We start from the raw sequence: 23,943 nt of genomic DNA, 5'->3' as shown, positions 1-23,943 counted from the left end.
TTATTTTATTTAGGTAAGAACGGCACAGGCTACATAGCAAAACAAGAAACGACTTAGTTACGATCATATTTCACGCGATAAATCTCACCCGTAGCCGCATCAATTTTTACATCAACTTCTTCGTATCCACGGAAACCTTCAATTTCATAATGAGGACGACCATGGTCCACATCAAAATCAACATCTTTAATTTGATAATCTGGATATTGTGCTTTAAAAATTTCTACTGCACGATCATAGCTAATAGCTGCTTGCGCTTGTACTAGTGTATATTTACCGAAAGCCGCTTGTGTTGGCACAGCCACTGCAAATAAACCTGCACCTACCACAACTACTAACGCTAATTGTTTCATTACTTTGTTCATAGTATGCTCCTCAATAAACGAAACTCATCTTTTATATCGATATATTTCTATATCCTATAGTATTAGTATATCTTAGATACAAATAGGACGTCAAATATAACCATAGATCTCTCTATGCTAAATTTGCATAGTTATAAACTATAACAAAATAAACAGCCCTCTTTTTCCCTAGGGAACGCAGTTAGCCGTAGTAGCCTTGTGGCATTCCTTTACTGCCTAAATAAAACAAATACAAGAAGAGCACGGTGTGCCTCAAATAAACTAAGGTAATGTCACGTTCATTTATATCATAATTACACCTATCCTAAAAGAGCACGGCATGTTCCTGAAGAAACATTATGAAATACCGTTTCTGAAGGAATGTGCCGTGCTCTTTATTTGCTTTATATAGTATTGTTTGAACGTGACAATCATCAACAGGAGAGCATCGCGCTCTTCCCTTTATCATATTTAGTTAAGAACGCCACAGGCTACATAGCGGAACTAGTGACACCCCACAGGCTATATAGCATCACCAGTGACCCTTATAGTACGATGTAATGTATCACAGCATATGTGATGCCCAACATAACAAGAACTGCCACATAATCAATGCCTTGCAAGCTCACTTTCCGCATAAATGTATGTTGCTGATTTCCAAAACCTCGAAGTTCCAAGGACAATGCCATTGTCTCCGAACGGCTCAACGACTTCAACATCAACGGTTGAATGACCGTCATGTAAGATTTTATCTTTGTCAGCCAATTACCTTCTAACGACATACCCCGACAGGCCTGTGCTTCTTGCACCGCTTTACTTTCACGTAAAAAGTCTGGTACAAAGCGTAAAGCCGCTGTAAACATAAAGGCATACGCATAGGGGATACGACATTGTTGTACAAGAGCCACTGTTAAATCTTGTGTTTTTGTTGTTACAATGAGCATCATAAAGATGGTGGTCATCGTCAACATGCGCAAAGCTGTTACAACCGCGGAGTCCACGGACCAGCTACCCAAGTACTGTACGATACCTAAGAACGCAGAAAACCCGATTAAGGCGAATAATGCTTTCCATTGACGGAATAGAATACCACCAACAAGCATCAACAGCACTTCTACCCCGAATAATGCCAATAATAATTCTGGAGTTTTCATAGCAATGGCTAAGATGGACACGAAGATTGTTGCCCAAATTTTTGTTAATGGTACAAATTTCATCGGTCTCCTCCTATCCTTTCACATACTCTGCATAGCGCAGTTCAAATTCTTTCATAGATTTACAATACCCTAAGGCTGGTACCGTTTCACTAAGCACTACACTCGGTGGCTTCGTTAAACCGAGTTCTAATAGATCCTCACGATGCGTAAATAATTCTTCCGGGGATCCATCGAAGGCTTTTGTGCCATATCCCATAATGATCACTCGTGTAGAATATTCCGCCATAATTTCCATATCATGGGTAATGAGTAATATGGTCAAACCTTGGGCTTGCAATTCTTGTAACAACACAAGTAAACCTTTTGTTTCTGTTCCATCTTGTCCACTAGTAGGTTCGTCAAGAATCAACAGTTTAGACTGCATCGCTAACGCTGAGGCAATCGCTACTCGTTGCTTTTCTCCACGGCGTAAGCCTAATGGATAGGATTCTGCTAAATGGGAAATACCTACTCGTTCTAGAGCATCTTGTACGATGCGATCTACCGTTGCTTTGTCGTATCCCAACTGTTCAGGACCAAATGCCACCTCTTCTGCCACAGTCTGGCGGAACATTTGGCGATCTGGTTGTTGAAATACATAGCCAATAAAACGTCCTCTTTCAGAGGTAGGCATATTCGTAATATCTTGGCCGTCGTAAGAAATCTTACCTTCTACAGGTGTTTCCAAACCCACTAATAAACGGGTCACAGTGGTTTTTCCACAACCATTTCGACCACCTAATGTGATGAACTCACCATTCCCAATTGTGAAAGTTACATCTTTCATAATATCTTGTCCCGGTACGTAGGAAAAGCGCAGATTTTCAACTTGTAACATATTAGCGTTCTCCTTTCATAAGACTAGACTTCGCAGATGCTAAAGACAACCATGGGGTATCTAAAGCAATCCCTTTTGCTGCTAAGGATTTATAAGTCACAAATAAGGATGGCAATGCATCTACGTATGTATTCGTATCATACATATAAGACAATACATTTTCTACAGAGCTGTCGATTTTTAGCTCCCCACCATCGATTAATACCATACGATTTGCATATGGTAAGACAGCATGTAAATCATGGTCAATAACCACAACGGTAATACCATGGTCACGATTCAAGGAACCTACTAAGCGATATAACTCTTCTGTGCCTTCTGGATCTAAAGAACTAGTCGGTTCATCTAAGACTAAAATGGATGGGTTGACCGCTAATACAGAGGCAATGGCCAACCGTTGACGTTGTCCTCCAGACAAGCTGTACACATTGCGGTCTTCCAATCCAGTTAAGCCTACTTGTTCTAATACGATGGCTGTACGCTCTTGAATCGCCTCCGCTGTATAACCACGATTTTCAAGGGCAAAGGCTACTTCCTCTGCCACCGTCATGGTCACTAGTTGTGTATCATAGTCGGCTAAGACGATACCGATATCATCTGCTACATCTGGAATTTCTAATTGCGTCACTGCTTTTCCATTGATGAATACCATGCCTTCCATGGTACCACCATAGAACTTCGGTACAGCTCCTGCCATAGCCATGCAAATGGTAGATTTACCACAGCCTGCTGGGCCTGTAATGACAAGGAAATCTCCTTCGTTCACCACTAAGTTAATATCTTTCACGGCATACTGCGTTTGATTCCCATAGCGATAACTCATATGCTCGATAACAATCGGTGCTTTCACAGACGGTACAATGTGTAAATCACTGTGATCACTGCTATCCGTCAATTCTTGCCCTTTCACAGTTTGACGAGCCAATAATTTTTGCGCTGGAATGTACAAGAATGGTGCCACTACCGCATTACAAAGGGATACCATCAACACCAATGGCCACATAGCATTCCAATACACATTGCTAGGCAATCCTAACACGAGATATAAGCAAGTAATAAAAGCTCCACCAGATGCTACAGTACTGATGAAAGCACTTAAAATCGGCATTACATTTAGCCTACCAATTTTCAGATTAGAAATATAATGCACTAACACAGCACAAGTGAAAGCCCCCAAAGGCTCACTAATCAGGTTACCATATGGCAATGCCGATTTTGACGTGAATACATTAATCAAGGCCGCTACCAAACCAATACCTAAACTTTGTCTAAGGGTTGGACGCGTTAAGTTGATAGCTACGCAATAAGTAGCTATAGTCCAGTTCGGTGTGACCCCTGCCACACTTGGGGATACAGCATGTAAAATCGTTCCCAAAGCTAGCATGATGGTACTCACCGTTATCCAACGAAACTGACCACCTTGTACATGCGTGTAAGTCAGTTTCGACACATCTTTGATTTCTTTCATACGTTCCTCCCTATCATCTTCTATATCACTTGTATCGTATATTCTAAAATACAATTATACTATTTTTTTACGATTCATGCTATCACTAGGATAATATTTATATCAAAAAAAGACCACAACACTTTCCCAAGGAAATGTTGTGGTCTTTGCTACTGTATAGACGATAGCCATTTACCCACGGCTAGCTGCCAATAATTGTTTTGTATACGGATGCGTTCTCATTCACGAACGGACAAACTCGCACCTTTCAGAGCTGCCACCATCCTTTTTTTGTTTAACACCATGTTGAAGTCAATGCTTAGTTTTACTATCCTAATTATATACCCGCATGCCTTATTATAATCCAAAGCGAGCCATAATGGTATCTACATGACGTAACAATGGTGTTGGATCAAAGCAGGCATCAATTTCTTCTGCACTTAGGTATTTTGCAATCTCTGGATCAGATTTCAATCCTGTAGCGAAGTCTTTACCTTCCAACCAACGAGCCATAGCATGACGTTGCACCCACCGATAGGCTTCATCACGAACAGCCCCTTTATCCACCAAATGCGTTAAAATCGTTTGGCTAAATACAAGGCCACCTGTTAAGTTCAAGTTTTTCATCATATTTTCAGGATATACCAATAATTTATCTACCGTACGAATGGCTAGATGAATCATATAATCTAATGTAATTGTCGCATCTGGTAAAATCACACGCTCTACAGAGCTGTGAGAAATATCGCGCTCATGCCATAAAGCTTGGTCTTCAAAGGCTGCTTGTGCGTGACCACGTAAGATACGAGCTAAGCCACAAATTCTTTCACACGTAATTGGATTGCGTTTATGCGGCATCGCAGAGGAACCTTTTTGTTTTGGGCTAAAATATTCTTCCGCTTCACGGACTTCTGTACGCTGTAAGTGACGAATTTCTAAAGCGATACGGTCCAAGGTACCGCCGATAACAGCAATCATAGACAACAATTCTGCATGACGATCACGAGATACCACCTGTGTAGCTACTTTCACTGGTTCTAACCCCAATTTTTCACATACATATTGTTCCACAAATGGATCAATATTAGAGTATGTTCCTACAGCTCCAGACAATTTACCTACCGCTACAGATTGACGAGCCTGTTCTAAACGAGCAATGTCACGATCAATTTCGGACATCCAGTTCACTAGCTTCACACCAAATGTAATTGGTTCCCCATGAATACCATGGGTACGACCAATCATCGGCGTATATTTGAACTCTACCGCACGGCGAGCTAGGACCTCACGGAAATTGCGCAAGCCTTTTAACAACAAGTCGCAGGCTTGTTTCATCATGTATCCCAAGGCCGTATCTTTTACATCTGTAGACGTTAAGCCAAGATGAATGTATTTCGCAAACTCAGGTCCTACGTATTCGCCTACAGCAGTGACAAAGGAAATAATGTCATGATTCGTTTCTCGTTCAATCTCACGAATCCGTTCTACTTGAAAGTCCCCTTTTTCACGAATCGCTACGGCCGCTTCTTTTGGGATAATCCCCAATTCTGCCTGCGCTTCCGATGCCAAAATTTCAACTAATAACATCGTATCGAACTCATTGCGTTCGCTCCAAATATGTCCCATCTCTTCACGAGTGTAGCGATTAATCATACTATAACTCCTTTATCTAATCCATTTCCTTATAGAAATATTTTATTATCCATTGTACATCCCCTTAGGGCATTCTATATTACTTTATCATTATACAAAAATCAGGGCCAACTGTCAGCTATTAGTTCGTGATCCCACAAGTATAAAGTGGTTGTCAACTAATAGTTAACAACCACTTAGCAGCAGAAACCACTCTATCAACTCTCTTACTATATCAAACTAGCACATGGCAAGAACAGCCACATCACTTCTAAAAACTACCCTACGTGAAAGTTTTTAGAAACAACATGGCTGTTCTAATCAATCTCTATGCACTACTATTCGTTATCTCATGATGAAAAAACCATAATCAAGTACATTTGCATTATATACTCTTTTTATTCCATCCAGCAGGAATCGCCCCAACCAAGCAAATAATACCAAACACAACTAATGCGATAGTACTGTTATACTCCATCATTTGTAGCGCCGTTCTTCCTTCTATTGTATACGCAAGAATAATCCCTATAAGTGCCATACTCAATGTCTGCCCCAATAGCCGCACTGTGGAAATGGTAGACGATGCAAAACCGATGTACTCTTTCGGTACAGAACTCATAATTAGATTATTATTCGGCGGTGCAAAGCAACTAACTCCAATACCAACAACAGCTAAGCTCACCATAATGATTGTCATGCTTTCAGTGAAAGTGCCATACGCCATAGCTAGTAAACCTACACCGATGAGTACCATGCCCCAACGAGCAAATACTGCGGGATTATATCGATCAGACAAAGCTCCCATCCGTGGTGCTAAGAACACCATAATTCCGGTTTGTATGCACAAAATCAATCCTGTCATACGAGAATCAAATCCCATAATCATTTGTAAAAATAAAGATAATACAAAACCTACACCAAAGGTGGCACTAAAGTTCATCATCGCAGCTATACTGGACATCGTAAATACTATATTGGACAAGAACATTCTAACTGGTATGAGTGGATCTTTACTATTCCACTCCACATAACCTAATAGGCATAATGCTAGTATACCAGCTCCCACAGCATAGGCACTCCACCAAAATCGAACCCATTCCGTAATACCAATCATCACTGCACTGATACCCAAGGCGTATAAAAGTAAACTTCTCGTAGAAATACTACTATCTGGTGTATGTACCCATTCCTCATGCAAAGAGCGAAAAGCCATCACATTTGCTACAACACCTAGTAAGGTAGTAAACACAAAAATACTGCGCCAACCATAATAATAATTTAGAAATCCACCTACGGCCGGCCCCAAGGATAATCCCAAATAGACCATACCTCCGATCATACCAAATGCATAACCGCGCCGTTCTAATGGTACTGATAAAGTTAAAATAGACATAGACGTAGTATATACAACCCCTAAGGCAATTCCTTGCAAGGCTCGATACACCGTCAGCATCTCTACTGAGTCAACAAAGCACATAAACCCAGATATCATCGTAAATACAATACTACCTACATAAAATAGCTTGCGCTTTCCATAGATGTCCGCTAGCTTACCAGCAGGAATCACCGCCACCGTACAGCACAGTAAAAAAGATTCCACCACCCATGCCATATCATTCGTAGTAGCCCCAAACTCTTGCATCATATCTGGAAAAGACATCGTAAGAGAACTCGATACAAAGGGATTTAAAAACGCCGCTATCATCATTGTATATAAAACAGATTTCATCTAATTATCACTCCTCATTTCAATATACTCTCATTATAACAATACAATTGAGGTTTTGAAAGCAACTAAACTTATAGACTATACTAATCTAAACCTTCGGCATATATTGTACATATACCTCAAAAAGAAGTTTAACATGTATATGACAGCCTTCTTGACTTGTGCTATACTACAGACATATAGGTTGAGTGTTTCCATCGAAACAAAGAACCCCCACAGCGGCTACTGTGGAGGTTCTACTTTTTTAGATGACAATTCTCTTTATTTATGATATACTATAACCAACAAGTTGATTAAGTTCCATTGGGACAACGAAACCCCACAGTTGCAGCTGTGGGGTTTCTGCTTTTTTTGGAGAGCTACCTCCATATTAGGCTAGTTACCCTTAAATCTCCTGTCTAGCCATTTGCAAAAATAATAACTAACTATTCCTGCCATAACAGAGATTGTAAAGCTGATTAAGAAGTCCATTGGTTCACCCCCTTCCTGTCACCAGTATCGGGGAGGTAACATCTACAGTATAGCAAAAATTCACAAACTATAAAATAAATATGGCAAACATATCACAGACTCTAACAACATCCCCCTCAAGAAAAGCCGTAATGCTTACTAAAAACTTTCACCCAGTTTTCAGAAGCGCTGCGGCTTTTCCCTCCCCCTCGAGTCCCCCCAGTAGAAACAACATATCTCGCCACACAATACGATAATGCAAAAAAAGCCGTATAACTTCAAGAAAACTTTCGCGTAGGGCAGTTTTCTGAAGTTGTACGGCTTTTCGCACATCTATATCCTCAACCGAGATATGTCGTTTCTATTTGAACTCGTTGCAAAGAGCTGCAAACATCTCTGCATCTGGTTTCACCACGTCATGTACTAATGCACGAGCATGTGGACCACCGTTAGCAGCATATAACGCTTGTTCAAAAGATGGTTTTGTTGTATCTTGATAAATCAAACCTGTTACAAGACCATTAGTTTCACCTAATGTAGCGAATGCTTGTGCACGGTTTGTTGGATCGTAACCTTCTGGCAAGTTCACCAAATTATCTTTGAAGTAATCATAGCCATTTTGTTTATTGTACGTTACGCAAGGGCTGAACACGTTGATGAAAGAGAATCCTTCATGTTGCATACCTTGTTTAATTAAATCCACCAATTGTGCACGGTTTACCATGTAGCTTTGTGCTACGAAAGTAGCACCAGAAGCAATGGCTGTTTCACAGATTGGCAATGGACTTTCAAAAGAACCATGTGGAGATGTTTTTGTCACAAATCCCACATCAGAACGAGGAGATGTTTGGCCTTTTGTCAAACCATATACATGGTTATCCATAACCACATACGTAATATTTACATTACGTTTGAACGCATGGATCGTATGACCCATACCGATAGCAAAGGCATCACCGTCACCACCGCAAACCACAACGTTCATATCTTCATTTGCTAATTTCACACCTTGTGCATAAGGAAGTGCACGACCATGTGTTGTATGCGCACCATAGGCATAGAAGTAACCACCGATACGGCTAGAACAACCGATACCAGAGATAACAGCCAATTTTTCAGGCGCAATATCAAGAGCAGCTACTGCATCAGCGATGGCTGCTTGTACCCCATAATGACCACAACCTGGGCACCAGTTAGGGCGGATATCATTTCTATATTCATTTGCTGTAGCCATTATAAAACCTCCTTAATTGCTGCTTTTACATAAGATGTTGTAAATGGATTACCATCATATTTTAAGCAACTAGAAAGTTTTTCTTTATTCGGCATGTTGATGCGGAATAAGTTAGTCAATTGACCTGTCGCATTTTGTTCGCAGATCACAACTTTTTTAGCACTGTTATAGAATGGTAGCAATTGTTCTTTCGGGAATGGTTTAATCAAGCGAAGTTGTAAATGGTTCACTTTATGGCCTTCTGCCTCTAATTCCACCACAGCTTCTTCAATAGCACCACGGCTAGAGTTAATACCGATGACAAGAACATCTGCTTCCTCATGTTTTGCATTGTTTAAGAATGGTTCATATACATCTGCTACTGTAGATAATTTACGGAAACGTTTATCTGTTTGTGCCACGTGCATAGAAGGTGCTTCTGCTGGTTTACCTTCTTCGTTATGCTCTAGACCAGTAGACAAGAATAGCCCATTTTTCATACCTGGGATAGTACGAGGGGAAATACCACTTTCAGTAATTTCAAAACGTTTGAAATACTTAGGATTTTCCAATGCTGGCAATTCTTCTTCTTTCATTAAATTACCACGTTCAATACCAACACGGTTCAAATCGAATGTTGGTACAGATTGTTTATTCAAGCCTTGTTGTAAATCAGGCATGAAAATAACTGGACATTGGTATTGTTCTGCCAAGTTGAAGGCATGTTGAATTTCGTAGAAACATTCTTCAATGCTTGTAGGTGCGATAACGATATTGGAATAATCGCCATGCGCATTGTAGCAAGCTGCATCGATATCGGATGTTTCTACTTTTGTAGCCATGCCTGTAGATGGGCCAGAACGTTGTACATCGATGATAAGCATTGGCAATTCAGCCATAGATGCCATGGATAAAGACTCCGCCATCAAGCTCAAGCCAGGGCCAGATGTACATGTAAAGCCACGAACACCAGCGTATACACCACCCATAGCCATCATACATGCCGCAATCTCATCTTCTGTTTGTACCACAGTAGAACCAACTTTATCCATTTTCTTAATCATGTATTCCATTACTTCAGAAGCCGGTGTAATTGGGTAGGACGCCATAAAACGGGATCCCGCTGCAATCGCACCTAATGCTAAGGCTTCATTACCAAGTAAGAACATTTGATCTTTTGGTGTTGGTTTGTCCAATGTATCTACTTCTACATCACCCAATTGTTCTTTTACAAGATCATAACCCAATTGGAATGCTTGTAAGTTTTTGTTAATAATATCTTCGGATTTTTTCGCAAAGCGAGCTTTAATGGCTGTTAAGAATAATTCTGTTTCAAAGCCTAATAAGGCAACAGACATCCCCAATGCTACGATGTTACGCATCAACAAGGAACCTTGTTGTAATGCCGTTTCAGAAATTGGCAAGGCCAAACAAGTCACACCTGTGCCTGTGAAAGCTTCAAAATTAGGATTTACTTTGCTATCGCAAATGATAAAGCCACCTTCACGTACTTCTTTACCGTGCATATCTACAGTTTCTTGGTCAAGCGCTACCAAGAAATCGATATGCTCGCCTACTGTCATAATTTGTTCTAATGCGATACGTAATGCAAATGTTGTATGACCACCTTTGATACGAGATGCAAACAAACGTTGGCTGTACAAGGAATAACCTTCTTTGGCAAGAATAGTAGCTAAAATTTCGCCACAGCTTTCAATACCTTCACCTTGCTGACCGCCCATTTTCCAGATAAAATCTTTACGTTTTTGCAAGAGATTCACCCTCCTTAGGATTGTAATATAGGACCACAGAAAGACTGTTATTTATTAAGTGTTTTCGATACACATCAATCTCTCAAAGTTCATCTTTAATAATAGCATTTTTACCGTTTTTCATCAATCATATTCCCTATATTTATAAACTATTTTTGCGCCACTTAAAGACTATTTATACATCTATTTTCTAAACATATATAATACTCTCTATATATAGACATTCCCTATAAGCAAAAAATACAAAAACCTCGGCCAAGAGAATACAGCCGAGGTCTTTGTATTTGAGAAAAAAGAGAGAGAACATTTGAAATAGCTTCAAATGTTTTGTTGGGGCAATGGGGGGCGCCCCTTCGGTAAAAGTAGGGTCTTTTACCTGGGAAGGTATAAGATAAACCCTTCCCTATTGTAAGTTAGGTATATAAAGAGAGAGATCTTTATCTAGCAAAGGTAGTGTGAACCCTTTGCCTGAGTTATTATAGCAAATGATACTTTAAAAGTAAACACATGAACCATAAATTCAAAGCTTTTTTATATATTTTTTACATATAACATTATAAAATATTTATATTATAGCCTATTAATATTCTTTCAATAGGATATTTACTTCTCTTTCTGTTTTGCTAATAACTCTGCATGAGCCTTTTTAAATACAAACGCATTCCGTACATGAGCTCGCATTCGTTCTTCTGCCAGCTGTCCATTGCGATCATGGATAGCTTCCATAATTTGTTGATGTTCTAGATCACAAGAGATTGTTCGTGTTTTATCTGATGTACTGATGTACATATCGCGATTGACCATTTCCCGAAAATCTGCTAGATAATCTGCTACACGATCATTTCCAGAAAATTCTGCAATTAACGTATGAAAGCGACTATTAATAGCTACCCGTTCTTCTGGATCTTCCGTGTGAATCCCTGCATCACACACTTCTTGTAACTCTACTAGTTGCTCCTCTGTGCATCGTTCTGCACAAAGTCTAGCACCCAAGCCTTCCATTACTTCACGACATTGATACATGGCTACAATCTCTTCTGGAGAATAACCTTTTACCGTCACACCTTTCCATGGCTTGATAACCACCAAATTATCTTTTGCTAATTTACGAAATGCTTCACGTACCGGTGTGGCACTCACATTTAATTGCTCTGCAATACGCACTTCACTTAATTTCATTTTTGGCTTTAAAGAACCCGTTAAAATGGCTTGCTTTAGCGACATATATACTTGCTCACTCAACGGCAGTCGCCCAATTGAGTCAATACTATGCAAACGATACTCTTCCGTCTTATCCATCAAATCCCCCTCCAGGATGTTACTTTTCTATATTTTCACCTAGTCTGGCATACGTAACACATTTCTTTCATTATACGTGAAGTAGGTCCTAAAAATCAATGAAATCTACAGAAACAACCCTTTCCCACAATTAAATTTCCTATGCTATAATAGTAATAACTACTATATTTATGTTTAACATAGGAATCAACCATGAGTCGTTGTCTAATTATTATAAACCCTGTATCAGGTGGCGGTCGGGCTCGCCGATACGTAATGGAACTACAATGGCAACTAAGCGCGCTCTTTGATCGCTTAGAAGTAAAATTTACCCGACAATCCGGCGACGCCACCCGCTTCGCCATCGAAGCCTCCAACGAAGGGTTCGATGCTATCTTTTGTATGGGCGGTGATGGCACCATCAATGAAACTGTCAATGGTATTGTGAAAGCTGGCTGTCGCTCTAAATTCGGTTTCATTCCCCTTGGCACTGTCAATGATATGAGCCGTGCTTTGGGCATCCCCTTACAACCATTAGAAGCTATTCACGGCTTAAAAAATAGTACCATTCGCCATGTCGATGTAGGTCGTTGTAACGATTCGTTTTTTTGCAACAATATCGCCATTGGGGTCATCCCTGAGGTTGTGGCCTCTGTCACGCCAAAAGAAAAACAATTACTGGGCCCCTTAGCCTACTTTGCCAAAGGTGGACAAGCTTTATTTACAACCAAGGATTATAAGTTCCGCATCACTACCGAAGAAGGGACCCAAGAATTTATGTCCCCATTGGTCATCGCCTTATTGACCAATGTGGTATCTAGCTTTGAACATTTTATGCCTACTGCTTCCGTAGATGATGGGTATATGCGGATTATTATTTTCAAAGAATACTTCATCATGAACCTATTCTTCATCTTGCCACTCATTCTAAGTGGTTCTATTTATAATTCAAAATATGTAACCATATTAAAAGTCAAACAAGCTCGCATCGAAGTGTGTGACACCATGGATGCGTCCACCAATATGGATGGCGATATCGGACCTGATGCACCAGTAGACTTAGAAGTATTGCCTAAGTTTTTACAAGTCTACGTACCTAATAAGCGCCGCAAAAAAACACAGGGATTATTCTACAATCCATTACAAAAACAAATCTAATCTCAAGAGATAAAATACTTATAGCAAAGGAGAGTTGATACATCAACTCTCCTTTATTATTTGTTAATTTAGGGGCTCTACAGTAGTATGAATCCATTCTGTAGGACTATTTCGTCTGTTTCCTATATCTATTTGTTGTGCAATCCCTCGCAGTTGAGTATCTCGTACCACAATATCACGAATGCCGCCTCCTATGGTTGTAGTCTCACGAACACGCATAGCGAGTAGTACATCTTCCATAGTCAATCCTTGTAAATACATATGTTGAATCCAAGTATTTCCTGTATTAGTAAAGACAATGCCTACACGACTATGATGAATCTGTAAATTGTACGCATTCCACTGCTCCGTTACACTGGATCCTACAGGGTGTCCTGCTAATACCACAATCCCTTGTTGCATACGTTCCATCACAAGATTCTGTGTCAGTAACCCTACACCATCCCAATGTAAGCCATCACCACTGTGCCTACCTTCCATACGCACCTCTTGGATGCTTAGTTGATCCACTTGTGTAGCCTCCACCATATGAGCTGATGCATTTCTTAACACCGTATTTTTCAGAAAAATATCCTTACCATGATGGATAACCACTAAAGAAGACCGTGTAGAATTACCTTTTTCATAACTAGCCCCTCTACGCATAGCAGCTTGTACTTCCGACTTACTTAATAAACCAGTATGATCAAGCACATCTTGCGTCACTGCATCCGCTTCAGGTGTATTCTCCTCTTGTAAAAGGTCTTCTTTCCATCCATATCCATCAATAGTACCACCACGAATGACAACGTTTTCGATAGGTCCTTGCTCATCGCCTTCTAACTGTAAAAGTCCTAAATATGGCGTACCTCCTGTCACCACATAATTAGGTTTCACAAAGGCAGAGCTATTATTAACCGCCATCAGTACAGCATCCTCATCTAATTCTAAGGTCATATAACTGTGCAAGAATAGCGTTCCTGTGAGATATACACCTTTACTAATATGTAAGATACCTCCCGCTGGGGTATCACGTATCGCTTTTTGTAATGCTAACGTATTGTCCGTGATTCCATCTCCTACTGCGCCATAGGCGGTAGCCTCTAAACGCGGTTCTTGAGGTAATGTTTTGACTGGTATCTTGGAAGAATCAAACAAGGTAGAGCCCGTATCATCTACAGCTTTTACTTGCACTAAGTATACTGTATCAGATTCTAGTCCCTTCAACTCTATTCTAGGAATGATAGATACGTCCTTTGCACTAGGACGAATTTCTTTCACTTTTTCTTGATTAACGTAAATATCATATCCCACCAATCGTTCATCATTTACTGGATTCCAAGCTAAAGAGATAGTTGTACTAGTTGTGCCTAACTTAGGGATTTGCAATTCAAAATCGCCTGCTTCTACCACATATTTCGTCACCGGCGTTGTATATTTCACATACATATTCCAGCCTAACCCTAGAAAAGCCAAGATTAGACTCAATCCTATAGCCCACCACCCATAGGTTCTATATCGTTTTTGTTTCATTATGTCCATCCTGTTCTCATGTGTTCGCTATGGCTCGCATATCTAGCACATAGCTTATATGTACCATTCTACATGATTTACAAAAATGGTCAATACTCAACCGATGATGGTAACCCGCATAATATGAGACATAGGTACAAGCACATCTCCTACCGTCATCGTTCGATACACTGTATCAATCTGTTGTAATCGCCCTTGCACCGTATCATAAACTCGTCCATTGTAATAGACTACACTAACTACGTCCCCTATCACTAGCCCCTTACACTGTGTATCCAATACTTCCAATTGCTCCTCTGAAAGTTCTTTACGATTCTCTTTATATCGTGCAGTTTCCTCCAATAACTCTTGAAATCCTTTCAATGCAGCAAAGGGCATAAATTGTTTAGCCCTCTGTAACAATGTCATCTTCGGTCGTTTATGTTGCATTATGCCCTCCCACCAAGGTGTTACGAAACTGCATGGTCCCCTCTTCTTGCAAACTGCTAGCACGAAGTATGGAATTACCGCCAAACTTTTCCTTAATCGACAATACAGTCCGCTCCACTTGGTATGCTTTTTCTTCTCTATCCTGAGACGTAGAAAACAAATCTTCTTCCCAAGGTACCGCCTCACGACTAACCAAATCATCAAATCCCACCGATAACTGCCGAATCTCTTGATGAGGGTGAGTAGTTTTTTTATACAGTTCCAATACTGCCTGTGAAAGTCCCTCTAAGGAGCACGTATACTTCGATAATCGTCGTGATCCACCGGTACCTTTCACCATTCTATCTGCATACCGCACCCCTAAGGAAATATATTTTGTCAGCGCTTTCTCTGCAATCAGTTCCAACAATAAAGATTCCACCATCTCCCGAAGAGGCACAAAACACTCTTCGTAAGTATAATTCCTCAGTAAAATTTGCCCTCTCGACAAAGAGTGTTTCGCTGGTCGATAGGCATGAATCTCTTTCATAGTGCACGTCTCACGCCCCCAAGCATGGTCAATGAGTAGCTCCGCATTAATCCCAAATTCCTTATACCAGCGTTCCTCAGGCACAGTCGTAATACCATGTAAATCCACTACACCATACTTATGTAACCGGTTTGCGATTCCCCTTCCGATTTGCCAAATATCTGTAATCGGTTGATGATGCCATATTTTTTCTTTAAATAACTTCTCATTAAGAATACCAATTCCCTGTGGCGCATGCTTGGCCAACATATCGAGAGCTACCTTAGCTAAAAACAAATTAGTTCCTAATCCAACTGTAGCATGAATATGAGTCTGTTCTAATATCTTATATTTGAGGAGCAATGCTAGTTCTCGCCATGTTTTCTTATACAATCGGCTATATGGAGTCACATCAATAAAATACTCATCAATAGAGTATACATGAATATCTTCTGGTGCCACATAGTCCAATAAGACGCTATAAATAGAGGCAGATACTTCCATATATCGTCGCATCCTAGGCTTTACTGCCATATACTCAATAGTGGAGGGAATCTCAAACAACCGACATCGGTTCTTGACGCCTAATTGCTTTAATGCCGGAGAAATAGCTAGTGTAATCGCCCCTAGCCCACGTGATGCATCGGCCACAACTAATGGAGTTGTAAAGGGATCTACCCCCAAATCTGCACACTCCACAGAAGCATAAAAACTCTTCAAATCTAAACACATATACACTGCCATACTATCCCTCCTCCACACTAGTATGGTAGCATATTTGTTCTATATTTTCAATATATATGTTCGGTATATTAATCTTACAATAGTTATAGTAATTTACTATATTTTAAAAAGATTACTACACAATACCCCCTGTATTTGACTTGGTTTACCACTAGGAAATACATCTCATTATATCCGACCTCAACGTTTTTAAAACAACTTTAACATGCAACGAAGCCAGTATTTAAACAGGATCACCCCTATTAAAACCAACTCAGTTTGTCCTATAAGCCACAGTTAGACATGTACAATTACAATATAAGGCTTCCATGAGCACGAAAAAAACAGGTTGTCCCGAGGGACAACCTGTTGTAAGTTTGTGTAATACGATTGTATTTCTGATTATAAAAAACGGTTCAAGGAAGCAGTGCTTGCCAAGTGACGATCTGTCATACCCATTTCTGCTGGAGTGCAACCCAATGCAAGGCCAATTAATTGGCTCATGTGGATGATAGGCATATCACCATTCATTGGAACAGTTGCTTTTGCTTCTTTTTGGAACATATCCAATTGCATTTGGCAAAGTGGGCATGGTGTTACGACACAATCAGCACCTTCTTTTTGCGCATCAGCATTGATAGAACCAGTCATTTGCATTACAGAATCATGTGCAGGATATACTGCATGGAAACCACAGCAATCTAATTTACGGGAGAAATCGATTGGAGTAGCACCTAATGCTGTAATCAAATCTGCCAAGCTTGTTGGGATTTGCATATCTTCGAAGCCCATTTCTTCTTCTGGACGAAGGATATGGCAACCATAATATTCAGCAACACGAAGACCAGTCAATGGACGAACCACTTTTGCTTTCAAATTATCTAAACCATATTCGCGGATAAGTACCCACAAGAAATGTGTTACTTCGCTAGTACCTTTGTAGTTCATACCAGCTTCGCCAAGAATGTTGTTAACTTTTTGGCGAGTTACTTCATGGTCATCAAGCTCTTTTTTAGCTTCACGAAGCATTAAAGTACAAGTGTTACAAACTGTAAGAATATCTAAGCCTTCTTTTTCAGCTAACGCAATGTTACGAGCATTAGTGGAAAGAGTCAACAATGGATCGATATCTTGAACATGAGATGCGCCGCAGCAAGTCCATCCATCCAATTCTTGGATTTCGATACCTAATTTTTTCGCTACTGCAACGGTTGCTAAGTAGTCTTCTTTAGATGCGCCTTCTAATACGCAACCTGGGAAAAATCCGTATTTCATTATTTTCCAGCCTCCTCTACTGCACGACCGATTGTACGAACACCTTCAATACCATTCACTGGTTTATGAGGAACTACCAATTCGAATGGATTGATTTTGCCATGTTTCCATAAACGAAGAGCGTATAGACCTTGTTTTGCGGAATCCAATAATCCGTCTGTTTTCAAGCTCATTGTTACTTCGTTTAGGCGACCAGTTTTTAACAAGTCTTGTTTGAACGCGATAGCATGACGAGTACCTTTATTGGACAAGCCTGCTTGTGTCGCTACACGGCGAAGGTTGGAAATATCTTTTTCTGGTTTCAAATGTTTTGGACAACGAGTGATACAGTTCATACAATGCACACATTTCCACAAGCCATGATTGAAAGCTGGTGTGGTATGTGCCATTGGGGACACATCACGGGAATCCATTACAAAACGATTAGCTTTTGTATATACATATGGATCCAAGAAGTCTTCACGGTTAGCAGACAATTTATTACATTCGGAAGCACAGCATCCGCAAAGGATACATTCTGTGTTCATAACGAATTTTTTGAAGTCTGCAGCAGATTGGCGTGTACCAGTTTTAGTAGTGAATTCTGGTTTTACGAAAATCCAAGGAGCTACTTCTTTCAAGCGGCTAACTTTTGCTTCCCAGTCAACTACTAAGTCACGGATTACATCAAAGTTACCGATTGGAGCTACTGTGATTTCATCAGAACCGAAACGTTCTGTAATTTCATCAATTTTAGCTTCACAACCAAGCATTGCTTGACCGTTAACTTTCACGGAGCAAGCGCCACATACTGCAGAACGGCAAGCTGCTACGAAAGTTAATGTTGGATCTAATGTATCTTTAATTTTTTGTAAGCCCCAAAGGATAGTACGGTCTGCTTCATAATCGAAAGTATAAGACTGTACATACGCGCGGCCTTCGTTAAAGCGGTGGATATGATAAGTAATTTGTCTCATCTTAGTACTTCCTTTCTTGTGGTTCGTATTTAGTGAACACTACATCGCGTTCGGACATTACGTATTCGCCATTTTCGCCAAGTTTCCAAATAGCGTGTTTTAAGTATTGGGAATCATCACGTTTAGGGAATTCTTCACGAACGTGAGCGCCACGAGATTCTTTACGATGTAAAGCGCCCAAAGCGATAGCTTTCGCAACTGTCAACATAGATTTGATTTCTACGTAGTTTACGAATGCCATATTGTAAGTACGGTTAGAGTCACCTACATAGCAAGTTTCATATTCTTCTGTCAAACGATCGATCACTTCAAGAGCTTCTGTGATACCTGCTTCGTTACGGAAGATACCTACTTTATTCCACATCGCCACAGCTAATTCATCACGAATTTCAGCTACTGGACGACCAGATGTACGGGATGTAACTTCAACGAATTTAGCTTCCCACTCATCAGCTTTTGCTTTCAATTCAGCATCGCAATCTGCAAATGCACTAGCTTGTGCATAATCAGCAGCACCTGCACCAGATACTTTACCAAATACAACGCCGTCAGCTAAGGAGTTACCACCTAAACGGTTAGCACCATGGATAGAGATACAAGATGCTTCACCAGATGCGAAGATACCAGGGATTTCTGTTGCACAAGTTTTGTAGTCAACTACGTCGATACCGCCCATGATGTAATGGCAAGTAGGACGAATTGGCACTGGATCTGTTAAAGGATCGCAATGTTCAAAGCAAAGAGCCAAGTCACGGATACCATGAAGTTTTTCGATGATAACTTCAGGTCCTAAGTGACGAAGGTCAGCTACTACGTATGCATCAAGGCCAGAACCATTGAAACCACGACCAGCTGCGATTTCATCTTCGATTGCTTTTGCTACAACGTCACGAGACGCTAATTCCATTTTGTTAGGAGCGTATTTTTTCATGAAACGTTCGCCCTCAACGTTTAACAAGTATCCGCCTTCACCACGAACAGCTTCGGACATCAAGATACCAGTTTTACCAAGACCAGTTGGATGGAATTGGATCATTTCCATATCTTTTAAGCCTACACCAGCGCGGAAAGCTACTGCCATGCCGTCACCAGTAGAAAGGAATGGGTTAGTTGTACGAGTCCAGAATACACGGCCAGCACCACCAGTGGATAATACGATGGATTTAGCTTTGATAATTTCTACTTTACCTTTTTTCATATTCCAGATAATAGCACCACCAGCTTTACCGTCTTTTACAACGATATCTAATAGGTACCATTCTTGTAAGAAATGTACGCCTTCTTTAAGACATTGTTCATATGTTGTATGAAGAATTACGTGACCAGTTTTATCCGCACTGTAGCATGTACGTGGATAGGATTGTCCACCAAAGTTACGTTGTGCGATTTTGCCTTCGTCTGTACGAGAGAAAGGAGTTCCCATGAAATCCATTTCTAATACGCCTTCTGGGCAACGTTGACAGAAGAATTCGATAGCATCTTGGTCGCCAAGATAGTCAGAACCTTTTACAGTATCGAATGTATGAACTTCTGTGGAGTCTTCTTTTGCTACGTTATTTAACGCCGCATTAACACCACCTTGTGCCATTGCTGTGGCAGAACGTGTTGGGAAAATTTTTGTGATCAATGCTACACGTAAACCATCACGTCGTGCAGCTTCTAAAGCAGCTCGTTGGCCTGCTCCACCACTACCTACTACGAGAACATCATATTGTTCCATACGTACCTCCTCAAAAACACTTGTCTTATTTTGAACTATACCTCTTACATACTGTTCTTAAAATAAGGAACTATGTTTAACTGCATATATGACTGATATATGCATCAATCTATAGCCTTATTATATACGGTATTCCAAAGTGTTACAATTGTCACAGCAGCCCCTAAAAACCCCCTTTTTACAAGGGATTAAGCAGTTTTGATAACGTTTTTCATAGGTTTTAAGTAAGTATATAACAATATACTATTTTCAAGGTAATTCTCATTCAATTTATACTTATACAGTGTACTTTTATCTTTTCCCCCAACTATCTTGTTATTACACAATTTTTTAGGTTATATAATTTTTTGTCATTATTAAAAGTTTCTTTAGAAATAATTTCCTCTTACTATTTCTAAAATTACTCATTTTAATTATGTGATAGTTTTTCTCATAATTTATTTTCTTTCTTTTATATATTTATTTTGCATTATTAAAATTACTAAAACTCATATTACAATATATTGATTTTTATCACACCTCGACTACAAGTCATATCTATTTTTTTCCATTTTCTTTTTCTGAAAGTACCCACTACAAACTATCTTATACAAAAACGACGAAATTTTTCATTCTCTTTATTTTGTAAAGTATCTTTTCCTCATTATGGTATGCATTTTTGACATGCTGAGGGCGTTGTGAAAAAATGACTGATATAGTATAATTTTAGAAGATGTTGTGCCAAAGCACTTTATCTCTATACAATATATTGATATTGAGTCCGTGTGAAAACATATCTATGCACTCTCATTTGCGATTCGTAAATGGGAGCCCTTTTATGGTCAAGTCCTAATACATATGTCAAACGGATATGCTTTCACATATATTCAATATATGTGGATAATCTTAACAATGGATACAAGTATCCTGCACTTTTAGAAAAGGGAGAACTTTCATGAGCATTATGATCAAGAAACGGGATGGCCATTATGAGCCATTGTCGGTAGAAAAAACGAAGAAAATGGTTGCCTTTGCTTGTTTAGGCTTAGACTCTTGTGACCCTATCGAGCTTGAAATGGACTGTAAATTGCAGTTCGTGGACGGCATGACTACGAAACAAATTCAACAAACTCTTGTTCAAACTGCCATCGAGAAAGTCATCCAAAAAGTAGACGATGGTTTTGGCAACATGGTAAACCGCATGAACCAAGATTGGCAATTCGTGGCTGCTCGTCTATACTTATTCGATTTATACAAAGAAGCTGCTATTAACCGTAAATACAAAGCCTTTGGTTATGGCAACTTCACTGATTTAGTAAAAACCTTAGTCGCTGCTGGCCGTTATGCAGACTTTTTCTTAACACAATATACAGAAGCTGAGTTAGAAGAACTAGGCGATTATATCAAGCCAAAACGTGACTACTTATTTAACTATGAAGGTATTAAATTATTGGCAGACCGCTATCTAGTGAAAGGTTTCAACAAAGAAATTTACGAACTTCCACAAGAGCGTTTCATGGCTATCGCTATGCATTTAGCTGTCATCGAAGGGGACAAAAAAGTCTACTACGCTAAAAAATTCTATGATTTGATGAGCGAATTAAAAATGACTACAGCCACACCAACATTGGCGAATGCTGGTACACCATTCCATCAATTGAGTTCTTGCTTCATTTCTGGTGTAGAAGATAATCTATGGTCCATTTACGATGTGAATGCAAAGTTCTCCCGTGTCTCTAAACATGGTGGCGCTCTTGGTATTTATCTTGGTAAAGTACGTGCCTTGAACTCCGATATTCGTGGCTATAAAAATTCTTCTGGCGGTGTCATCCCTTGGATTCGTTTATACAACGATACTGCCGTTGCGGTAGACCAGTTAGGAAAACGTAAAGGTGGCGCTACGGTAACACTTGACGTGTGGCACAAAGATTTCTACGAATTTGTTGAACTTCGTACGAACAATGGTGATGACCGTCGTAAAGCGCACGACATCTTCCCTGCTCTATCTGTACCAGATATTTTCATGGAACGTGTTATCAACCGTGAACACTTCACTTTATTCGACCCACATGAAGTATCTCGTGTAATGGGCTTCCAATTAGAAGACTATTACGATGACGATACGAATAAAGCGTTCACAGAAAAATATTTAGCTTGTGAAGCTAGCCCAGATTTACACGGCATCGAAGTAAGTGCTTTGGATATGATGAAAAAAATCATGCGTTCTGCTGTAGAAACTGGTACACCTTTCATTTTCTTCCGAGATACGACGAACCGTGCGAACCCTAATAAGCATGCAGGTATGATTTATGCGTCCAACTTGTGCCATGAAATTGCACAAAACGTTGGTTTCACCGATTTAGATGAAGAAATTATCCAAGACGATGGTTCCATTGTGACTCGCACAAAAGCAGGGGACATGGTAACCTGTAATTTGAACTCTATCAACCTAGGTCAAGCCTCTGACGAAGAATTGGAAGAAAATATCGCCTTACAAGTTCGTATGTTAGACAACGTTATTACTATCAACCAATTCCCTGTGCCTGAAACACGCGTAACTAGCGAAAAATATCGCGCTATCGGCCTTGGCACTAGCGGTTACCACCACTACTTGGTAAAACATAAAGTACAATGGGAAAGCGATGAGCATTTGGCTGTAGCTGATACATTGTTTGAAAATATTGCCTACGCTGCCATCAAGGCATCCATGGAATTAGCGAAAGAAAAAGGTGCTTACCCTGCTTTCAAAGGTTCGCAATGGGAAACGGGAGAATATTTTGAACGCCGTGGTTACACCTCTGAAAGATGGCAACAACTGCGAGCAGATGTGGCAAAATACGGTATCCGTAACGGTTACTTAATGGCTATCGCTCCAACAGGCAGTACATCCAACATTGCTAATACCACAGCTGGTATCGATCCTATCTTCAAAAAATTCTTCATTGAAGAGAAAAAAGGTAGCTTTACACCTAAAACAGCACCTGATTTGAGCAACGAAACTATGTGGTTCTACAAAGAAGCCCACACGATTGATCAACAATGGTCTATCAAGGCTTGCGGTATCCGCCAACGCCACATCGACCAAGCACAGTCTTTCAATTTGTACATTACGCCGCAAATGAAAGCAAAAGAAATTCTTGATTTATATGTGGAAGCCTATAAACAAGGCATTAAGACAATTTACTATATCCGTAACCAATCCTTAGAAATGGATGAATGCACTAGCTGTTCCTCCTAATCTTTGGTGGGGTTAAACCTGATACATATAAGAGCACGGCATGCTCCTCACAAACGGCATTTTATGATGTTTGTTCGGGGCACACCGTGCTCTTTTGGTATATTTCGAATTAGGCAAATCCCCCACCAAAGATGTAGTCGGAATAGGGTCCTTACTTCGAGAGGATGTTTGTATTCTGTAAGTAACTATGGTATACTTGACTTAGAAACAAGAAGAGTCTTCAACGTGTGGTGGCGTTAGGCTCATCTCAAAAAACTGTTGAAATGAAATGGCCTAACGTGTTGAGGTGGTGAGATACCTCTTTACGTTAGGCGTTTTCATTATTTATATAAAGCAATAATGTTAACTACTAATGATAAAATAGAAATGATCAAGCTGATTTTTTCATATTTCGTCATAGTATCACCTCCTCCCATGGTAGGAAGAGATGAGCCCAACTCACGTTGATGACTCTTCTATGGTTTTATTATAACACAAATATTTGCGATATGTTGATATTTTAAAGGTATTATATATAGTACGATTGATATGTATTTTGTTTATGAT

17 protein-coding genes are annotated in these 23,943 nt (G+C 39.9%); 2 read left to right on the top strand and 15 right to left on the bottom strand.

Features of this window, described 5'->3' with window-relative positions:
- Nucleotides 1–53 precede the first annotated feature (53 nt).
- The 9 genes from EO119_RS05375 to EO119_RS05335 all read right to left on the bottom strand — a co-directional run bounded on the left by EO119_RS05375 (nucleotide 54) and on the right by EO119_RS05335 (nucleotide 11,920).
- Complete coding sequence (locus EO119_RS05375; protein WP_126940938.1) at nucleotides 54–365, bottom strand: PepSY domain-containing protein; 312 nt, start codon at nucleotides 363–365, stop codon at nucleotides 54–56.
- 524 nt (nucleotides 366–889) lie between these two features.
- Complete coding sequence (locus EO119_RS05370) at nucleotides 890–1,561, bottom strand: energy-coupling factor transporter transmembrane protein EcfT (protein WP_126940937.1); 672 nt, start codon at nucleotides 1,559–1,561, stop codon at nucleotides 890–892.
- Nucleotides 1,562–1,571: 10 nt separating this feature from the next.
- Nucleotides 1,572–2,378: an energy-coupling factor ABC transporter ATP-binding protein gene (locus EO119_RS05365; protein WP_126940936.1), complete on the bottom strand. Its 807-nt coding sequence runs from the start codon at nucleotides 2,376–2,378 to the stop codon at nucleotides 1,572–1,574.
- 1 nt (nucleotide 2,379) lies between these two features.
- Nucleotides 2,380–3,846, bottom strand: coding sequence for an energy-coupling factor ABC transporter ATP-binding protein (locus EO119_RS05360; protein WP_126940935.1), 1,467 nt, complete (start codon nucleotides 3,844–3,846; stop codon nucleotides 2,380–2,382).
- Between the two features lie 336 nt (nucleotides 3,847–4,182).
- Nucleotides 4,183–5,478, bottom strand: a complete 1,296-nt coding sequence (gene purB / locus EO119_RS05355; protein WP_126940934.1) for an adenylosuccinate lyase — start codon at nucleotides 5,476–5,478, stop codon at nucleotides 4,183–4,185.
- 364 nt (nucleotides 5,479–5,842) lie between these two features.
- Nucleotides 5,843–7,186, bottom strand: a complete 1,344-nt coding sequence (locus EO119_RS05350; protein ID WP_126940933.1) for an MFS transporter — start codon at nucleotides 7,184–7,186, stop codon at nucleotides 5,843–5,845.
- 811 nt (nucleotides 7,187–7,997) lie between these two features.
- Nucleotides 7,998–8,870, bottom strand: coding sequence for a 2-oxoacid:ferredoxin oxidoreductase subunit beta (locus tag EO119_RS05345; protein ID WP_126940932.1), 873 nt, complete (start codon nucleotides 8,868–8,870; stop codon nucleotides 7,998–8,000).
- Nucleotides 8,870–10,621, bottom strand: coding sequence for a 2-oxoacid:acceptor oxidoreductase subunit alpha (locus EO119_RS05340; RefSeq protein WP_009352980.1), 1,752 nt, complete (start codon nucleotides 10,619–10,621; stop codon nucleotides 8,870–8,872). Before EO119_RS05340 ends, EO119_RS05345 begins: the two co-directional genes overlap by 1 nt.
- A 603-nt stretch (nucleotides 10,622–11,224) precedes the next feature.
- Nucleotides 11,225–11,920, bottom strand: a complete 696-nt coding sequence (locus EO119_RS05335; RefSeq protein WP_009352927.1) for a GntR family transcriptional regulator — start codon at nucleotides 11,918–11,920, stop codon at nucleotides 11,225–11,227.
- Between the two features lie 192 nt (nucleotides 11,921–12,112).
- Between EO119_RS05335 and EO119_RS05330 the strand changes: the two genes are divergently transcribed.
- Nucleotides 12,113–13,057 (top strand): diacylglycerol kinase family protein, encoded by a 945-nt coding sequence (locus EO119_RS05330; protein WP_126940931.1) that lies wholly within the window; start codon nucleotides 12,113–12,115, stop codon nucleotides 13,055–13,057.
- A 63-nt stretch (nucleotides 13,058–13,120) separates the two neighbouring features.
- On the opposite strand, the gene EO119_RS05325 is transcribed toward EO119_RS05330, so the two are convergent.
- The 6 genes from EO119_RS05325 to EO119_RS05300 form a co-directional block, all read right to left on the bottom strand.
- Complete coding sequence (locus tag EO119_RS05325) at nucleotides 13,121–14,569, bottom strand: glycosyl hydrolase family 28-related protein (RefSeq protein ID WP_164725686.1); 1,449 nt, start codon at nucleotides 14,567–14,569, stop codon at nucleotides 13,121–13,123.
- Between the two features lie 96 nt (nucleotides 14,570–14,665).
- Nucleotides 14,666–14,998 (bottom strand): hypothetical protein, encoded by a 333-nt coding sequence (locus EO119_RS05320; RefSeq protein ID WP_240629062.1) that lies wholly within the window; start codon nucleotides 14,996–14,998, stop codon nucleotides 14,666–14,668.
- Nucleotides 14,988–16,250, bottom strand: coding sequence for a DNA repair protein (locus EO119_RS05315; protein ID WP_126940929.1), 1,263 nt, complete (start codon nucleotides 16,248–16,250; stop codon nucleotides 14,988–14,990). Before EO119_RS05315 ends, EO119_RS05320 begins: the two co-directional genes overlap by 11 nt.
- 381 nt (nucleotides 16,251–16,631) lie before the next feature.
- Nucleotides 16,632–17,504 (bottom strand): CoB--CoM heterodisulfide reductase iron-sulfur subunit B family protein, encoded by an 873-nt coding sequence (locus tag EO119_RS05310; protein WP_126940928.1) that lies wholly within the window; start codon nucleotides 17,502–17,504, stop codon nucleotides 16,632–16,634.
- A complete protein-coding gene (locus EO119_RS05305) occupies nucleotides 17,504–18,460 on the bottom strand; it encodes a succinate dehydrogenase/fumarate reductase iron-sulfur subunit (RefSeq protein ID WP_062401129.1) in 957 nt (318 codons plus the stop codon). Before EO119_RS05305 ends, EO119_RS05310 begins: the two co-directional genes overlap by 1 nt.
- A gap of 1 nt (nucleotide 18,461) precedes the next feature.
- Nucleotides 18,462–20,180 carry an FAD-binding protein gene (locus EO119_RS05300; RefSeq protein WP_126940927.1) on the bottom strand — a complete coding sequence of 573 codons (1,719 nt, stop codon included), beginning with the start codon at nucleotides 20,178–20,180 and terminating at the stop codon, nucleotides 18,462–18,464.
- A 934-nt stretch (nucleotides 20,181–21,114) separates the two neighbouring features.
- Between EO119_RS05300 and EO119_RS05295 the strand changes: the two genes are divergently transcribed.
- A complete protein-coding gene (locus EO119_RS05295; protein ID WP_126940926.1) occupies nucleotides 21,115–23,397 on the top strand; it encodes a ribonucleoside-diphosphate reductase subunit alpha in 2,283 nt (760 codons plus the stop codon).
- The last annotated feature ends 546 nt before the right edge of the window (nucleotides 23,398–23,943 follow it).

Origin of the sequence: Veillonella sp. CNR 79/14 (assembly GCF_003992185.1) — a bacterium.
Lineage (GTDB): Bacteria > Bacillota > Negativicutes > Veillonellales > Veillonellaceae > F0422.
Note: the sequence above shows the minus strand (reverse complement) of the source record. Positions and strands in the feature narration are given on the sequence as shown.

What these genes read in the sequence shown, in the direction of transcription:
- EO119_RS05375 (WP_126940938.1), bottom strand. Translation starts at nt 365, where the DNA reads ATGAACAAAGTAATGAAACAATTAGCGTTAGTAGTTGTGGTAGGTGCA.
- EO119_RS05370 (WP_126940937.1), bottom strand. Translation starts at nt 1,561, where the DNA reads ATGAAATTTGTACCATTAACAAAAATTTGGGCAACAATCTTCGTGTCC.
- EO119_RS05365 (WP_126940936.1), bottom strand. Translation starts at nt 2,378, where the DNA reads ATGTTACAAGTTGAAAATCTGCGCTTTTCCTACGTACCGGGACAAGAT.
- EO119_RS05360 (WP_126940935.1), bottom strand. Translation starts at nt 3,846, where the DNA reads ATGAAAGAAATCAAAGATGTGTCGAAACTGACTTACACGCATGTACAA.
- purB (WP_126940934.1), bottom strand. Translation starts at nt 5,478, where the DNA reads ATGATTAATCGCTACACTCGTGAAGAGATGGGACATATTTGGAGCGAA.
- EO119_RS05350 (WP_126940933.1), bottom strand. Translation starts at nt 7,186, where the DNA reads ATGAAATCTGTTTTATATACAATGATGATAGCGGCGTTTTTAAATCCC.
- EO119_RS05345 (WP_126940932.1), bottom strand. Translation starts at nt 8,870, where the DNA reads ATGGCTACAGCAAATGAATATAGAAATGATATCCGCCCTAACTGGTGC.
- EO119_RS05335 (WP_009352927.1), bottom strand. Translation starts at nt 11,920, where the DNA reads ATGGATAAGACGGAAGAGTATCGTTTGCATAGTATTGACTCAATTGGG.
- EO119_RS05330 (WP_126940931.1), top strand. Translation starts at nt 12,113, where the DNA reads ATGAGTCGTTGTCTAATTATTATAAACCCTGTATCAGGTGGCGGTCGG.
- EO119_RS05325 (WP_164725686.1), bottom strand. Translation starts at nt 14,569, where the DNA reads ATGAAACAAAAACGATATAGAACCTATGGGTGGTGGGCTATAGGATTG.
- EO119_RS05320 (WP_240629062.1), bottom strand. Translation starts at nt 14,998, where the DNA reads ATGCAACATAAACGACCGAAGATGACATTGTTACAGAGGGCTAAACAA.
- EO119_RS05315 (WP_126940929.1), bottom strand. Translation starts at nt 16,250, where the DNA reads ATGGCAGTGTATATGTGTTTAGATTTGAAGAGTTTTTATGCTTCTGTG.
- EO119_RS05310 (WP_126940928.1), bottom strand. Translation starts at nt 17,504, where the DNA reads ATGAAATACGGATTTTTCCCAGGTTGCGTATTAGAAGGCGCATCTAAA.
- EO119_RS05305 (WP_062401129.1), bottom strand. Translation starts at nt 18,460, where the DNA reads ATGAGACAAATTACTTATCATATCCACCGCTTTAACGAAGGCCGCGCG.
- EO119_RS05300 (WP_126940927.1), bottom strand. Translation starts at nt 20,180, where the DNA reads ATGGAACAATATGATGTTCTCGTAGTAGGTAGTGGTGGAGCAGGCCAA.
- EO119_RS05295 (WP_126940926.1), top strand. Translation starts at nt 21,115, where the DNA reads ATGAGCATTATGATCAAGAAACGGGATGGCCATTATGAGCCATTGTCG.